Genomic DNA, 15,625 nt, shown 5'->3' with positions numbered 1-15,625 from the left:
TCTTCACATATCTATCATTCCGAATCTGAATCTCAGCATATCTGTTTTGTTCATCTAGATCATACAATGCTCTCGCCTTTGATCACACTCGTTTATTAATCTTTAAGTTTATTGATTAAAGCTAGCATTCGGTTATTCTTTGTTTCTTCCTTTTTAGCAAGCTCAATATAATTTATCTGCTCTCGCTTAATATAATCAGGCTGCTTTAGGAATGTATTCAAAATGTGGTACTCTTCGAGGTTTTTAGTAATGTAATCAGGCACAACAAGTTTACGGTTTCCCTCACATTTCTTAAGTCTTACATGGAGTCTATCACCTAACTCTTTTTGTACTGCTCTTCGAATAAATTCATTATACACAAAATAATGCCCATTCTTAGATGGTAACAGCGTATGGTCAAACTCGTGCCCGTCAACGAAGATTTGAATAGGTACTTTACCATTAGTATTAAATAGTTCGCTTACGGAAAATGGGAAATAAACGACCTTCCATTTCATTTTACCTTCCAGTAGCTTTATCTCACTATCAAATTCATAATCCATATTAGACAACACTCCTCATTGTAAAAGGCTACTTTCAATTTTTCCCGTTATCATAGCCGCTTCACTGCTTCTGGGTGTTTTGAATTCAACATGTTGAATTTGCATTAGGATTATATCAGTTTTAGTTATTTCTTCGTATAGTACGCATGGTTCCAATACTCAGCCGTCATTGATTTCATCAAAACTTTCGAACCACTCAATATCTTCTACGTACCTTTTCTAGGTCTTTACTTGGCACCCATCCAAAAATATTTAGGCCTTACTTCGATGAGATACTTCAACATTCTACTTTCAAATCAAGCTGTCTTCTTAAGATGGTACCAACTTGTCACTCATGCTCATCAACTCATTTCACTAAATTTAGAATCTTAACTTTATTCTTGTTCTCAACTACCCAAACCTTCCTTTTTTCAGCAAATATTATGGAAAAATTATGAAATAACTGTCCATGTGACAAGGATAGGAGCTAACAAATAGTGGGATATGCTGTCTGGTTTCCGCCTAGGGTCAACGAAAGAAGATTAGGCTGGTTTAACGTGTAGCCGGTTACGGGGCGATTCTCGGGTGACGTCAAAACTGTGACTACACTCGTAGAAACTTATGTGCTGTTACCTTCGGTCAGGGGTTCGACTATCCTCCGCTCCACCATGAAAACCATCTGCATGAGGATGGTAATTTTGCTGCTTTTAATATGCAGTCCCTTTTACAAAGTTCCTTTGTTATAATGAATTATGTAAATCCCTTGAAGGAGAAGTATGACCAAAAGCATTTGGCTTTTTTATTACCTGTAAATAGGCTGGTGAATCTGAATGAGAGAAAAATTTTGGTTAGTGGTACAGTATCCTTTGAAAAGTGCAAAAGGAAGTCAACGTGACCACTGGTTAAGAGATAAAGTAATGGAATACTTGGAGATATCGCTAGCAGATGCTAATTTAGGCTATGTTGATGGTTTTGATATGGGCAAATGCATTTCCGACCCGAAAAAGTATGCCCTTAATATATTTTGTATCATTACGGAAGAAGAACAGAGTATAGCCTTGGTAAAAAGAGTTTTAAGAGACAGCAGGCTTGATTATACTCATATAAAAATTGCTACAATGCCCTACGGAAAAGAAGAAAGATATACTTTGAAATATGCCTATAAAAAGGGTGTTACCGATTTTTCACTATAGCATGGTTTTGTGTTATTTGTGATTGAAGTGCAGCTACACTCATAGAGACTTATGTGCCGTTACATTTGTATAGAGACGCGACTCCACTCGGCCATTCTAAAAAACCAAACACCACAGCCTTATGAACTGCACCCCATTTGTTAGACACCATCTAACATTGGAGGTGCAGTTTTTCTGTGACTAAGTTTAGTATAGATGAAAAATTACAAGCAATAATGCGTTATAAAAATGGATCGGAAAGCTTGAAAATCATTGCCCAATCCATAGAAGTCCACCATTCTGTTTTTTCAAACTGGATTAGGCAGTATGAGCATCATGGTGAAGAAGCTTTTATAAAGGGCTATACATCATATAGCGCACAAGATAAACTAGACGTACTTCATTATATGAACGAATATGGGACGTCTGTTAGAGAAACGGCTGCGGTATTTAATATTGCGAGTCATAGTACCATTTTAAGCTGGCAAAGAAGCTTAGAAATACATGGAATAGACGCTCTACAATCAAAGAAAAAGGGGCGTCCCTCCATGAAAAAGAGTTCAAATGAACAAAAGAATCAACCGTTAGTAGAAGGGTCTGTAGAGGCCTTACAGGCAGAGGTAGAACGCTTGCGTATGGAGAATGCGTATTTAAAAAAGTTGAATGCCTTAGTTCAAAACAAGGAAAAATCACCAAACAAGACAAAGCGCAAGTAGTCTATGAACTAAGGAACGACTTCTCGGTGAAAGCACTCCTGCAGCTAGCGGTTATCCCTCGTAGCACGTATTATTACGCGGTAAAAACGTTCGGTAGGCCAGACAAAGATGTCGAGTTAACAGAATTGATTCAAGCGATTTATAAGGAGCACCAAGGGCGCTACGGTTATCGCCGAATTCGAGATGAGTTAGTCAATCGTGGGCACCGTGTGAATCATAAGAAGGTGCAACGTTTGATGAAAGCATTAGGATTAAAGAGTCTTGTACGCATGAAGAAATACCGTTCGTATAAAGGCACAGTTGGCAAGATTGCACCGAATATATTAGAACGTGACTTTCACGCTGAAAAGCCGAACGAGAAGTGGGTTACGGATATAACAGAGTTTAAATTATTTGGAGAAAACTATATTTATCTCCCATGCTCGATCTATATAATGGCGAAATTATTACATATACGATTGGATCAAGACCGGTCTATTCCCTGGTCTCCACGATGTTAGATCAAGCATTCGAGCGATTAACTGATGAACATAAACTCCTGATTCATTCTGACCAAGGCTGGCATTATCAGATGAAACCCTATCGTCATGCCCTAAAAGAACATGGTATCAAGCAAAGTATGTCACGCAAAGGTAACTGTTACGATAACGCCGTCATTGAAAGCTTCTTTGGCACCATGAAATCTGAATTTCTGTATTTAAAGGAATTTGAAAGCATCGCACATTTTAAACAAGAGCTATCAAAATACATGGATTATTACAATCACAAGCGAATTAAGGCAAAACTAAAAGGCATGAGTCCGGTACAGTACCGAACTCATGCCCAACGAATCGCCTAATCATATAACCTGTCTAACTTTATGGGGTCACTTCACTTATGGCTGTGGTGTTTTAACTAGTGTTGATTATTGAACAGAGGCTCCGTCCTGAGTAAATAGTTACCCCTTACCTCCGCAGCCCAATTCGCAAAGACCTCTCTCCATTGAATGCTGTTAAAGAAATCGTCTATGGACTGGCTGCCGGAATCCCAATCAACGAATATGTTGAGAGGTGTGATTCCTCCAGCCCATATTCCATTGTTTACGTCGGTCCCTTCTCTCTAACTAATAAAATTGGAATTCCGAATTGAAAAGCCATGGCAAGCTCGATTTGAGAAAAAGTAGATCCTTCCCAGAACGGGGTGGTCTTTGGCGGTTGTCCCACATTGGATTGGAGAATTTCGACGTAAAATTTGTGGAAGTTGATCGCGAGCAAACCATAGCTTGAAAAAACTAAACGTCGTATATTCGTCAGGATGTTCTCCGGATATTGTTCGCTTACGGGCAATGTGCGGGGAAAGAGCAATGCCTCTTCAATTTCAGTAATAAGCCGGTCTAAAAACTGTCCTTGCAGGTCATTTACCGTATTTGTTGTACTCAAAAATATAGGAATTCGAAAAGCTCGATCTACGCATGCATCGATAGCTGATGATGTGCACTTTTTATGATCTGTGGGCGTAGGATTCGAGGAGGAGGTCCTTACAATATCACGGACAGGGGGGAGTTCCCTTACAATGCTAACGTGAGAAAGCTTTTTCATAGGAATTTGTTGAGCTTTATCCTTAGTTTTTGTATTACTCAATTCTCACATCTCCAATGCAAAAGAATCTGGTTTATATTCAAGCCCAGTCTATGCACATTAGCCCATTTGTGTTACTGGATCGTCACGAGGTGCACAATCCGTAGATGTTGTATCCATTAATCAGCAAGTTTGCATCGCAGGTGCGAGTGATGAGGAGGACACAGCAAGTACACATCACGGTGCAATTTGCACATACGGAGGGGTTCTATATGTGAAGCATGTCGTGACTAAATTGTAGTCCGGACTGAATGCGAAACAGCTGAAAATTCTTTGACAGTGAGTTCTTGGTATGGGAATATAAGTTTGTTACATTCCAATATCTTGAAGGGATTGTTGAGAGTGCTAATAGGACTTGAGGACTTCTCTATTAACCAAGTATTTATAGATAGCTTGACGAATGATTCACTCTCAGGGCTGCAAGTCATACCGAAAAGCGATTTGCACAACCACGCTGGACGTGGAGGGTCGATTCGATATATTAGTGAGTGGGCCAACGTCAATATTCAACCGCCGATTGAGCCATTTCAATCGTTACATGGAATGCAGAGCTGGTTTGTTGAAAATGTGAAACGCCATTGCCCTGGTATCCAAGGTTATTTGAAACGCCTCGAAGCTTCCTTTGTACAGGCAGCCGAGGATCATATCGAAAAATTGGCGTTAAGCTTTGGGATTGACGAGATTGATTCCTTGGGAGGGATGGAGCCATTTGTACAGATCATGGATGATTTTCATCGCCGGTTTGCTCCTAAAACGAGGTTTCTCCCGGAGCTGGCTTTGGATCGTGGCTGTAAGATAGATGAAGTGTATGAACGACTAGATGCTATATTCGCTTGCCGTTGGTTTCGGTCGATAGATATTTGCGGTGATGAATTTGCTCAGACCATTACCTGCTTCAAGTCCATCTACAGGGCGGCAAATGTTGCGGGATTGGTTCTTAAAGCGCATGTGGGAGAGTTCGGGACCGCTGATGATGTTTTGGAGGCGGCCGAGGAGTTGGAGCTTCAGGAGGTCCATCATGGGATTGCGGCAGCCCGCTCGCCTCAGATCATGAGGTGGCTATCCGATCATCATATTCAATTGAATGTCTGTCCAACAAGCAATATTATGCTAGGTGTTGTGGAGAATTACGGCAGCCACCCCATTCGTAAGCTTTGTGATTATGGAGTTCCGGTGACCCTTAATACCGATGATTTGTTGATTTTTAATCAAAGCGTATCACAGGAGTATATGAACCTGTACAAATCGGGATTAATGACACCGGGGGAGCTAAACGAAATTCGTCTGACAGGCCTGAGAGAGTAACTGCTGGTTAAGAGAAGATGACTACACTCGCAGAAACTCACGTGCCGTTTTTTTCGGACAGTCGTTGGATTCCCCTCGGCTTCATATGAAGTATCAGATAAGCGATCTTAACTGGGTCGCTTTTTTATTACGCTTTTCCAACTTGGTTCCGCTGATTTTTATGAGAAGTCATACCATCATTGTTCTGTGTTTATCAAAGGGAGTTCTAATTATTGCGTGCATTGTAACTGCTCCTACCTGTAATTGTTTGATTTAATTTGTTTTTCGATTAAGTGTCTCTATTCTGTATAATACAGGAGGAAAATTGGGGAATATGGAGAATATTGAAATAATATAGTATGGTTCCAACGTATTGAAGTAGCAGATGGAGGGGTACTGTGAAAGGAAAACGTATCAATGTAGGATATGCAGAGGAGCATTGGAATGTAGCGGGTACTAGAATTATTAAATATTCTATTGAAATGTTCGACGAAGGGTTAAAAGAACACAAGATTATATCCGCTCCTGATCTGGCCATTCTTCAGAATAAAGTAGATCTGCAGATTGAAAAGTGGAATGAAAAGTGGGAGAAAATCGATTTAAGACAACGGATATTAGAAGAAAAGGAAGCAAGTATTGACGAGGCGGCTAAAAGGACAGAGGAAGCAGTTGAAGCAATTAGAGCTATTGATAGTCTTCTGATACACACATTGACTATTGATGATGCTATTAATTGGAATTCTCTAAAAAGATACGATAAATATGCTGAAGAATATCCATCTCAACCATCTCCAAAGATGAAGAAGGAATACTTGCAAGAACCCATAAAAGAGACACCTATTTTTACTCTATTAGAGAAAATACTTAAATCAAAAAAAGAACAAAAAATAAAAGATTATGACAACAAGCACGTTATGGCACTAGCTCATTGGGAGAGACAAAAGTCAGAGACGGATAACTATAATAATTTATTGGATCAAGAGTACGAATTGGAAACTCAACAATGGCAGGAGAAGGCCAAAGAATGGGAAGGTAGGAAAGAAGTATTTGAGAGGGAACAAGAAGTTTTCAACAATAAAATAGAAGAGATGAAGAGTTCCTACTTTGAGCAAAACGAAGCCTCAATTATTGAATATTGTGAAATGGTGCTTGAAAACTCCCAATATCCAGAGACTTTTCCGAAGAGCTATGAGTTGGAGTACAATCCTGAGAATAAAATTCTTATTGTTGAATATCAATTGCCTTCGGTCGATTGTTTCCCTTTGTTGAAAGAAGTTAAATATATTGCAACGAGGAAAGAACTTAAAGAAGCTTATCATTCAGAAAACCAGATTCAGAAGATGTTTGATGAGTCAATGTATAAAATAAGTTTACGAACTTTGCATGAACTGTTCGAAGCGGATAAGGCGGAAGCGATTGACGCAATTTCATTCAACGGGTGGGTCACAGCCATTAATAAAGCTACTGGAAAAGAAGAAAACAATTGTATACTAACAATCCAAGTAAAAAAAGAAGAGTTTAGAGTTATTGATTTGGCAAACGTTGATCCGAAAATGTGTTTTAGGAGCTTAAAAGGTGTTGCTGGTAGTAAACTTAGTGCACTTAGCCCCGTCAACCCAATACTCCAAATCAGTAAAACGGATAAGCGATTTGTTGAGAGTTACAATGTAGCAAATCATTTGGATGAAACAACGAATTTGGCTGCAATGGATTGGGAAGATTTTGAACATCTAATCAGGGAATTGTTTGAAAAGGAGTTCCAAACTAATGGCGGTGAGGTTAAAGTTACGCAAGCAAGCAGAGATGGTGGAGTTGATGCGGTTGCGTTTGATCCTGACCCGATTAGAGGCGGGAAAATCGTAATTCAAGCAAAAAGATATACAAATACAGTGGGACTTTCTGCGGTTCGTGATTTATATGGAACTGTAGTTAATGAAGGTGCGACAAAAGGAATTCTTGTTTCTACTGCTGATTACGGCCCAGATGCATATGAATTTGCCAAAGGAAAGCCACTTACATTATTAAATGGTTCAAATTTATTACACCTCCTAGAGAAGCATGGGCATCGAGCAAGGATCGATCTTCGGGAAGCCAAACGGATATTGGCAGATAAGTAAAAAGGGCATAGAACCTTTTATCATTAGGAAGCTTATAATTAAATGGGCATGTTACTCTTTCGAAATTCTGTGACGGGAAGTTCCTAGGTGACATAAAAATTGCCACTACACTCGCAGAAACTTATGTGCCGTTATTTTCGGGCAGGGGTTGAACTCTCTCAGCTCCATATAAAGTGCCAGTAAAAGACACCTCAAAGGGTGTCTTTTTCGTTCTTTAATTTTATAAATGCCTCTACAGAATCAGCCATAAACACAAAAAGCTCCGTTCCTACTGGAACGGAGCTTTCCTCGAGTTCTTTTAGAAACACGTAAACGATTGGATCAAATTCAAATCAAATCCGGTGTACACCCAGAACCTTCCGTTCCACTGAAATCCTGCAACCGAGGTGCGTCCTACGAAAACGGGGAAAAACCAGAATTGGTTTCTATTCACAAGCCAAATGTACGTATTCCGAAATAAACAACCAGCAATCGCTCCGGGGTCGACAGCAAAGGGGGTAATTGCAGGTTGCTGAGGGATGAATCCCGGGGGAGGGGAGCTGGGTCCCGCGGACCCCGGCTGCCCCGGCTGTCCTGGGAATCCTGGTTGCCCTGCGAATCCTGGCTGTCCAGGCTGCCCTGGAAATCCTGGGGTACTTGGCGGTGTTAAAAATGACATGATCTCGTCACTCCTTAATGGATGGGCTAACACATTGTATGTAGGAGCGGAGATAAGTGAATGGGCGCACGCCATATTTCTTTATGCATTCTGCAGAGGATAGAACGTTTAGCATAAATTTATAGCATTTGAAGGTGTGTGATATAGCGTCATTGCTGTCAAAAGCTCATCCTACCAGGACTAGTCCTAGCCTAAAGTCTAGGCACAAACACCCCCTAAGACGGTTATGTTAGGTTAATGAGACGGCTATAATTAATTTATTGCGAAGAACGTGACTAATGAAGCAAAGGAGTGTTTGAATATGAACGCAACAGAAGCGACTGCAAAGGAGCCAACAGGTAAGGTGAATTGGGTGCTTTTTAACCCGAAAACTTATGCAACAATCCTCTATTTTTTAATATCTCTTCCGTTAGGGATTATCTATCTTACAGTAGCGATAACGGGAGTTGTACTATCCATCGGTTTAACTCCATTATTTATCGGGATCCCGTTGTTTTTTGGAGTAGCTAAGTTGTTAGATGGGATTGTAAAATTTGAACAAAGTATGATTAGACAAATTTTAGGCTTGCCGATTCAGCCTGTTTCGTATAATAACAACCAACAGTCTGACGCTGGACAGAACTGGTTGAAGCGAATGGTAAAAGGGTTTGACGGCGGGTTATTCATTCGAAATTTGCTGCTCGTATTCCTAAGATTTGTTACAGGCATTGTATTCTTTGTGATTATGGTAACGGTGATTTCATTAGGACTAGGCTTTATTGCTCTTCCAGCCGTGCATATTATTTTGATGAATGAAATGCAACTGGATATTTTAGAGCATGGCTTGTTTAATTACTTCCACATAGATTGGACCTACAATCAGCAATATCTGTTGTACGTAGGTGTTGGTCTTGTACTTTTTTGGATTGCGCTTCGCATCGTGAATGGCCTCATGCAAATTCAGCGCAGAATCATGTATGTGGATGAGGCATACCAGCAGCCATCAGTCCAAGTAGAAGCGCCAATGTATGATTCCGTTCAGTCGCAATATTATGATTACCAAGGACCAGTCCACTCAAGGGTTGATGCAGCCAGCCTATAGAGAGCTTTAGAATATGGAGTTTTTATAGATATTAGGAAAACCCCTATGTTTCCAACTGTCAGTACAATAGACCTAACCTTACGATCCCCGCAATGGGGGTCTTTTTTTTGGAAGGAGGGGATGCGCTGTTTTGGAACTGTAGGAGCGAAGCGCCTGCTACTGCAAAATGCTTTTAGAATACGTGTATTACAGCTTGTTGGTTAGATTCTTGTCCGGCTGGATATTATGTTCAATGGAAAGCTTCTTATGTGGCGTTTTTTATTTTTTGACAAACTAACCGGCAGTTTATTTACTAAATTAAGCGATCTTTTTAATTGTTATGTTACTTAATATATGTTAGCCTTAAATTAAGTAACATTATCGGAGGGGTTTTTAGTGCAATTTGTTAATCCGATTCGGGACGTGAAAACCATACAAGCGATGAAAGAGGAGCTCCGAAAACACTCTGTAAGGGATCTGTTGCTCTTCGTATTGGGAATTAACACCGGGATTAGTCTTCTTGATTTGCTTAATCTTACTGTACAGGACGTTTGGGATGGCCAGAATGCTAAACAGTTTCTTTACATTAAGGATGAGAAGACAGGAGAAGAAAAGGCTTATTACTTAAACAGCAAGGTCGGGGAGATACTAAGCGAGTATTTATCTAACGTCGATTGCAAATCAGAGGATTATTTGTTCAAATCCAAAAAGGATTGTCGTCCGATTACCCGTCAACAGGCGTATCGAATTATTAACCACTCAGCAAAGGAGGTAGGAATATCTGAGAAGATTGGGACCCATACACTGAGAAAGACGTTTGGTTACCATGCATATTATAGAGGAGTTGCCATCTCCATCTTAAAGTCGATTTTGCATCACCATTCTACGGCAGAGACGCTAAAGTATCTGGGAATCGACAGGGCTGAGAAGCGGCCCATTAAAGTGGATGTTAATTTATAAATGCTCTGTGTTTTGAAAAAATAAAAAATCTCCGTATGGAACATACGGAGAGGGTAGTTGTTTATTCGCTTTTATTTAACATCGTCCAGACCCAATGCTGTATTGATATCTACGTTAGTTAGTTCAGTTACAATCCCGTCAGTTACGAGAACATGCAAAGTTGAAGCATCCTTCATAAAACGGAAAATTCCGTTATCGAAATCTGTATCAATTTCTTTGAAGAAAAGGCCTTCATATTCAGTTTCTTTATCGTGACTGAAGGTTAGCTGGTATTGCTCCCCATCTTTAATCAAATAAGCACGAATGCCCTTTTGATAATTGCCTTCTTCATCCCGAATATAACGGGCAACGGAAACGATATGCAGATCGACAAAGGGAATCTCGCGTACCAAAGAATTAATGATTGATCCCTTCGTGATTTGTTCCCATCGGCTGCTTGCTGTCTGGCCAAGAATGATCTGTGTAATGTTGTTATCTCTAGCTACTTCTGCAATGACTTTATAGACAGGGCGGCTTTCGTTATCCTTCATGATAAATTGGGCCGTTGTATGAGCGTGGGCATATTCTTTCCATTGTTCGATATAGAGTAATTTCTCGGCATCCAGTTCGTCGAATGGCTTCGGGTCAATCGTCAAAATGTACAGCGGAGCTTTCATGATATTAGCGATTGCACAGCCACGTTTGATTAGTCTTTCGCTATTGGGACCATAATAAACGCAAACAAGAATACTCTCATTAAATACGTTAATCATTTTAAGTATTTCACCTCAATGCTAGTAGTAGGACTCGTTTAAACTATGTAAGACTATAGTTGAAGTTAACAAAAGAGTCAATATGTAGATACGGAAGCAGAAGTCATGAATAAGGAGGAGTACGCTTGACTATGTTCTATACCTATATTTTTCTCCCGTTGATCAGTGCAATACTTGTTCCCTTCCTTTATAAGTATTTCAATCGCCTAGTACATACGGGATGGTTCGTTTTACTTGTACCTTTATCTATTTTTATCTATTTAGTACAGTATATACCTGGCGTTGCGGCTGGTGACACCTATAAGTACACATTATCCTGGATTCCGTCCCTTGATGTGAATATGATCTCCTATGTGGATGGGCTCAGTCTGTTATTTGGTCTGCTCATCAGCGGTGTGGGTAGCTTGGTCATTATTTATTCTATATTTTATATGTCTAAGGTTCGAGAGGCTCTCCATAACTTCTATATTTATTTGCTCATGTTCATGGGCGCAATGCTGGGGGTCGTATTCTCAGATAACCTCCTAGTCCTGTACGGATTCTGGGAGTTAACCAGCGTGTCTTCCTTCTTATTAATCTCCTATTGGTACGAGCGCAAGAGCTCCCGCCAAGGTGCCTTAAAGGCGTTATTGATTACTGTTCTTGGCGGATTCGGCATGTTAGCCGGGTTCATTATGCTGATCATGATGGCGGATACTTACAGCATTCGAGAAATGATTGCGAACCTGGAAGTCATACAAAGCCATGTCTTGTTTATTCCTGCAATGCTATGTATTTTGCTCGGGGCATTTACGAAATCCGCGCAATTTCCGTTCGGGATTTGGTTACCAGATGCGATGGAGGCTCCAACTCCGGTGAGCAGTTATCTCCACTCGGCTACGATGGTCAAGGCTGGCATTTATTTAGTGGCTCGTATGACTCCGATCTTCGGAGGGAGCTCCGTGTGGTTCTGGCTTGTGGCTGGAATTGGTCTCATTACCCTGCTTTATGGTTCTTTGACAGCGCTGAGGCAGACCGATCTAAAGGCGATGTTAGCATATTCTACAATCAGTCAATTGGGATTGATTATGTGTCTGCTTGGAGTCGGCTCTTTAGCTGTCTATTTCGGACCTGGTGAGAGTGGCACGATCTTTACGGTAGCTACATTTGCCGCCCTATTCCATCTGTTTAATCATTCGACCTTTAAAGGAAGTCTGTTTATGGTTGTCGGTATTATTGACCATGAGACAGGCCGGCGGGATATTCGCTATTTCGGCGGTTTGATGCAAGTTATGCCGATTACGTTCACGATCGCTTTGATTGGCGGTTTATCTATGGCGGGATTACCGCCGTTTAACGGTTTTTTGAGTAAGGAAATGTTCTTTGCAGCGGTGAATGAGGTATCCCAGGCCGGTATTTTCGGTTTAGGCAGCATTGGTCTCATATTCCCGATCATCGCCTGGATAGCCAGTATCTTTACCTTTGTTTACTGTATGATTTTTGTATTCAAGACCTTTGGAGGACAATATCGTCCTGAGAAATTGACACGAAAAGTGCATGAAGCGCCTTGGGGAATGCTGTTTTCACCCGCCGTTTTGGCATTACTCGTTATACTCATTTTCTTCTTCCCCAATGTATTGGGTAAGTATATTCTCACCCCGGCGTTAACCTCGATTTTGCCGATGATGCCTTTGTCTCCATACGACCTGAAAATCAGTGCTTGGCATGGGATTAATACGGAGCTCGTGATGACGTTCGGTGTCATTGTTGTCGGTCTCCTTCTCTTCAAAGCATCGAAGCGTTGGATACAGGTCATGCGAAATTACCCGCAGGGCTTAACATTGAATCATTGGTACAATAAGGGCTTGGCAGGTACAGAGAGGCTCTCGGCATCTCTAACGAATCGGTATATGACAGGCTCACTGAGACAGTATCTGATCTACATTTTTTCTTTCTTTGTCATTGTATTGATAAGTTCGCTTCTGCTGCTCCATGGTCTTCAGTTCGATTTCTCAAGTGATGCAGCTATCAGTATTTTTGATGTCGGACTTGTGCTGGGGATGATCATCTCCGCATGTACGGTGTTATTTGCCGGCAATCGAATCGTGGCTATTGTTGCACTTGGAGCGTTAGGCTATATGGTTTCGATGTTCTTTGTAATCTTTAGGGCGCCTGACTTGGCATTGACGCAAATGGTAGTGGAGACGGTGACAACGGTTCTGTTCCTACTGTGCTTCTATCATCTACCGAAGCTTACGAAAAGCATTCAGCGGATTCCGTTCAAACTGACGAATCTGGTCATCTCGATTGCGATGGGCTTAACGGTGACCGTGCTCGCATTGTCCGCGAATGGGCACAAGTTATTTGAACCAATTACATCCTTTTTTGAAAATGCCTTTGAGCTCGCGGGTGCCAAAAATATTGTCAACGCTATATTAGTGGACTTCCGCGGATTTGATACGATGCTGGAAATATCCGTGTTAACCATTGCCGGGCTAGGGGTCTATATCTTCGTTCACCAGCGTTCCAAAAGGAGGGAACAACATGAAACCGAATGATGTGATATTGAAAAGTGTCACCCGAGTTGCTGCCGTAATCATATTGACCTTTTCGATCTATTTGTTTATGAACGGTCACCATCATCCAGGAGGAGGATTCATTGGGGGACTGAGTATGGCATCATCGATTGTCCTGCTGTATCTCTCTTTTGGAGTCGAGAAGGTAAGGGAAAACATTCGGGTGGATTTCAAAAAGCTTTCTGCGGTGGGAGTATTGATTGCCGTTGCGACCGGAACAGTGAGCGTAGTTTTTGGTAAGCCTTTTTTAACCCAGACCTTCGGTCATTTTGATTTACCGATCTTTGGGGATACGGAGCTCGCATCTGCTTTGATTTTTGATACCGGAGTCGCTTTGGCTGTCATAGGCACCGCAGTCAATATTATTCTTAGCATAAGTGAGGATCGTTAATATGGAGACACTAATGGTCATACTGGTCGGTATTTTAATATCCATTGGAACCTATTTGATTCTATCTAAGCAATTGCTGCGGATTGTGCTTGGGTCATCCATTGTGGGCCATGCGGTTAATTTGTTGCTCATCACTTCTGGTGGGCTGAAGACGGGGAGTGCCCCTCTGCTGGGAGAGAAAGTCGCGAACTTTACGGATGCTATTCCTCAAGCATTAATTTTAACTGCGATTGTCATTAATTTTGCCGTGACAGCGCTAGTACTAGTGTTATGTTACCGGGCCTATCAAAGCTTCGGGACGGATGACATGGAGCAATTAAGGGGGAATGAGCATGAATAATTTGTTGATCACGCCGGTGATCATTCCTCTGTTAATGGGGATGGTCCTCATTATATTCCAGAAAAATATAAAGCTGCAGCGGATTCTTAGTCTGGCTGCCTTGTTAGCTACCAGTGTCATTGCTGTTCTATTGATGAATGGGATCAGAGAGGGCGGTATTCAAACCTTACAGTTGGGTGGCTGGGAAGCGCCTTACGGCATTAGTTTCGTGGGCGACATGTTCAGTGCTTTGCTGCTGTTGGCTACCTCGATTGTTGCGGTATGCTGCTTGATTTATTCTTTTTCATCGATTGGCCGAAAACAAGAAAAATTGTATTTTTATCCTCTATTTTTATTTTTGATTACAGGTGTCAATGGTTCGTTCTTAACAGGGGATTTATTTAACTTATATGTCTTCTTTGAATTGTTTCTGGTTGCTTCCTATGTACTGATCACAATGGGGGGAGGCAAGCGGCAGCTTGGCGAGTCACTCAAATATATTTTTACGAACATTATTGCATCTGCGTTCTTCTTGATCGGGGTTGCCTACTTATATTCTATTACGGGCACTTTGAACCTCGCCCATTTATCGATGCGGATTGCAGAGGTTGGTCAGGACGGATTAATTACTACCGTCGCCTTATTATTCCTGATTGTTTTCGCCATGAAAGCTGGACTATTACTCTTCTTCTGGCTACCTGGATCTTATAGCGTGCCGCCAACGGCAATCGCTGCTATTTTCGCTGCGTTACTCACTAAGGTAGGGATATACGCCATCTTCAGAATGTTCACGCTCATCTTTTATCATGAACCGCAGATAACCCATCTGTTTATCGGGATCTTAGCGGCTATTACGATGATATTAGGCGGAATCGGCGCTATAGGTTTTTGGGATTTGCGGAAAATATTAACCTACAATGTAGTCATCAGCGTCGGATTTATTATGGCTGGACTCGTCTCCTTTACATCTACCGGTATAACCGGTTCTATTTATTATTTGATTCACGACATGCTGATTAAAGGGCTTGTATTTATGATTGGGGGAACGATTGTTCATCTCACGGGGACAAGTGATTTGAAGAAAATTAGCGGATTGATTCGCCTGCACCCCCAGTTAGGCTGGATGTTCTTCATCGCGGCGTTGTCTATGGTTGGTATTCCTCCGCTTAGCGGATTTCTTGGCAAAGTGTTCACGACGCAAGGCGTCTTTGAAGCCGGCTATTACTGGCTGGGAGGAATCGGACTGCTGGCGAGCTTGTTCATTCTGTATTCGATGATCAAATTGTTTATGAATGCTTTCTGGGGTGAAACGATTCTAAGTATAGACGAAGAGAAAGGAACAACGAAAGGCTTGTTGCTTCCAATCGCTCTATTGACGCTGGCTAGTGTTGCTATGGGAATCGGCGCTGAGGCGATTACGGGTTATGTAGCCCAAGCTGCCGAGGAATTGCTCAATCCAAGTTTATATATTCAGGCTGTGTTTGATTAAAGGGGGGAAACAGTC

12 protein-coding genes and 2 pseudogenes are annotated in these 15,625 nt (G+C 41.5%); 10 read left to right on the top strand and 4 right to left on the bottom strand.

Features of this window, described 5'->3' with window-relative positions; genetic code table 11:
* Positions 1 to 95 precede the first annotated feature (95 nt).
* Positions 96 to 542 carry a DUF1905 domain-containing protein gene (locus ACFORK_RS26770; RefSeq protein ID WP_379204904.1) on the bottom strand — a complete coding sequence of 149 codons (447 nt, stop codon included), beginning with the start codon at positions 540 to 542 and terminating at the stop codon, positions 96 to 98.
* A gap of 809 nt (positions 543 to 1,351) precedes the next feature.
* Between ACFORK_RS26770 and ACFORK_RS26765 the strand changes: the two genes are divergently transcribed.
* Both ACFORK_RS26765 and ACFORK_RS26760 read left to right on the top strand, forming a co-directional pair.
* Positions 1,352 to 1,714, top strand: a complete 363-nt coding sequence (locus tag ACFORK_RS26765; RefSeq protein ID WP_379204902.1) for a hypothetical protein — start codon at positions 1,352 to 1,354, stop codon at positions 1,712 to 1,714.
* Between the two features lie 176 nt (positions 1,715 to 1,890).
* Positions 1,891 to 3,247, top strand: a pseudogene (locus ACFORK_RS26760) (IS3 family transposase).
* Positions 3,248 to 3,488: 241 nt separating this feature from the next.
* On the opposite strand, the gene ACFORK_RS26755 reads toward ACFORK_RS26760, so the two are convergent.
* On the bottom strand, positions 3,489 to 4,028 hold the full coding sequence (locus ACFORK_RS26755) for a hypothetical protein (RefSeq protein ID WP_379204900.1): 540 nt from the start codon (positions 4,026 to 4,028) through the stop codon (positions 3,489 to 3,491).
* A 321-nt stretch (positions 4,029 to 4,349) separates the two neighbouring features.
* Between ACFORK_RS26755 and ACFORK_RS26750 the strand changes: the two genes are divergently transcribed.
* Both ACFORK_RS26750 and ACFORK_RS26745 read left to right on the top strand, forming a co-directional pair.
* Positions 4,350 to 5,330: an amidohydrolase family protein gene (locus tag ACFORK_RS26750; RefSeq protein ID WP_379204898.1), complete on the top strand. Its 981-nt coding sequence runs from the start codon at positions 4,350 to 4,352 to the stop codon at positions 5,328 to 5,330.
* 377 nt (positions 5,331 to 5,707) lie between these two features.
* On the top strand, positions 5,708 to 7,426 hold the full coding sequence (locus ACFORK_RS26745; RefSeq protein ID WP_379204896.1) for a restriction endonuclease: 1,719 nt from the start codon (positions 5,708 to 5,710) through the stop codon (positions 7,424 to 7,426).
* Between the two features lie 298 nt (positions 7,427 to 7,724).
* On the opposite strand, the gene ACFORK_RS26740 is transcribed toward ACFORK_RS26745, so the two are convergent.
* Positions 7,725 to 8,084: a collagen-like triple helix repeat-containing protein gene (locus ACFORK_RS26740; RefSeq protein ID WP_379204893.1), complete on the bottom strand. Its 360-nt coding sequence runs from the start codon at positions 8,082 to 8,084 to the stop codon at positions 7,725 to 7,727.
* Positions 8,085 to 8,385: 301 nt separating this feature from the next.
* Here ACFORK_RS26740 and ACFORK_RS26735 point away from each other — a divergent pair.
* Both ACFORK_RS26735 and ACFORK_RS26730 read left to right on the top strand, forming a co-directional pair.
* A pseudogene (locus ACFORK_RS26735) lies at positions 8,386 to 9,175 on the top strand (sensor domain-containing protein).
* 365 nt (positions 9,176 to 9,540) lie between these two features.
* A complete protein-coding gene (locus ACFORK_RS26730) occupies positions 9,541 to 10,104 on the top strand; it encodes a tyrosine-type recombinase/integrase (protein ID WP_379204891.1) in 564 nt (187 codons plus the stop codon).
* A gap of 71 nt (positions 10,105 to 10,175) precedes the next feature.
* Here the strand turns inward: ACFORK_RS26730 and ACFORK_RS26725 are convergent, their stop codons facing one another.
* Positions 10,176 to 10,856 carry a universal stress protein gene (locus ACFORK_RS26725; RefSeq protein WP_379204889.1) on the bottom strand — a complete coding sequence of 227 codons (681 nt, stop codon included), beginning with the start codon at positions 10,854 to 10,856 and terminating at the stop codon, positions 10,176 to 10,178.
* 131 nt (positions 10,857 to 10,987) lie between these two features.
* On the opposite strand from ACFORK_RS26725, the gene ACFORK_RS26720 reads away from it, so the two are divergent.
* From ACFORK_RS26720 to ACFORK_RS26705, 4 genes are read left to right on the top strand one after another with little or no spacing between them, the layout of a single operon-like run.
* A complete protein-coding gene (locus tag ACFORK_RS26720; RefSeq protein WP_379204988.1) occupies positions 10,988 to 13,393 on the top strand; it encodes a Na+/H+ antiporter subunit A in 2,406 nt (801 codons plus the stop codon).
* Positions 13,380 to 13,802: a Na(+)/H(+) antiporter subunit B gene (locus ACFORK_RS26715; RefSeq protein ID WP_066375562.1), complete on the top strand. Its 423-nt coding sequence runs from the start codon at positions 13,380 to 13,382 to the stop codon at positions 13,800 to 13,802. Before ACFORK_RS26720 ends, ACFORK_RS26715 begins: the two co-directional genes overlap by 14 nt.
* 1 nt (position 13,803) lies before the next feature.
* The gene (locus tag ACFORK_RS26710; RefSeq protein WP_379204886.1) at positions 13,804 to 14,142 is read left to right on the top strand and encodes a Na(+)/H(+) antiporter subunit C; all 339 of its coding nucleotides are present in this window, start codon (positions 13,804 to 13,806) and stop codon (positions 14,140 to 14,142) included.
* The gene (locus ACFORK_RS26705) at positions 14,135 to 15,610 is read left to right on the top strand and encodes a Na+/H+ antiporter subunit D (RefSeq protein ID WP_379204884.1); all 1,476 of its coding nucleotides are present in this window, start codon (positions 14,135 to 14,137) and stop codon (positions 15,608 to 15,610) included. The genes ACFORK_RS26710 and ACFORK_RS26705 overlap by 8 nt, the downstream gene beginning before the upstream one ends.
* Positions 15,611 to 15,625: the final 15 nt, after the last annotated feature.

The organism is Paenibacillus sp. GCM10012306 (genome assembly GCF_042649265.1).
Classification (GTDB): Bacteria; Bacillota; Bacilli; order Paenibacillales; family Paenibacillaceae; genus Paenibacillus_AQ.
Note: the sequence above shows the minus strand (reverse complement) of the source record. Positions and strands in the feature narration are given on the sequence as shown.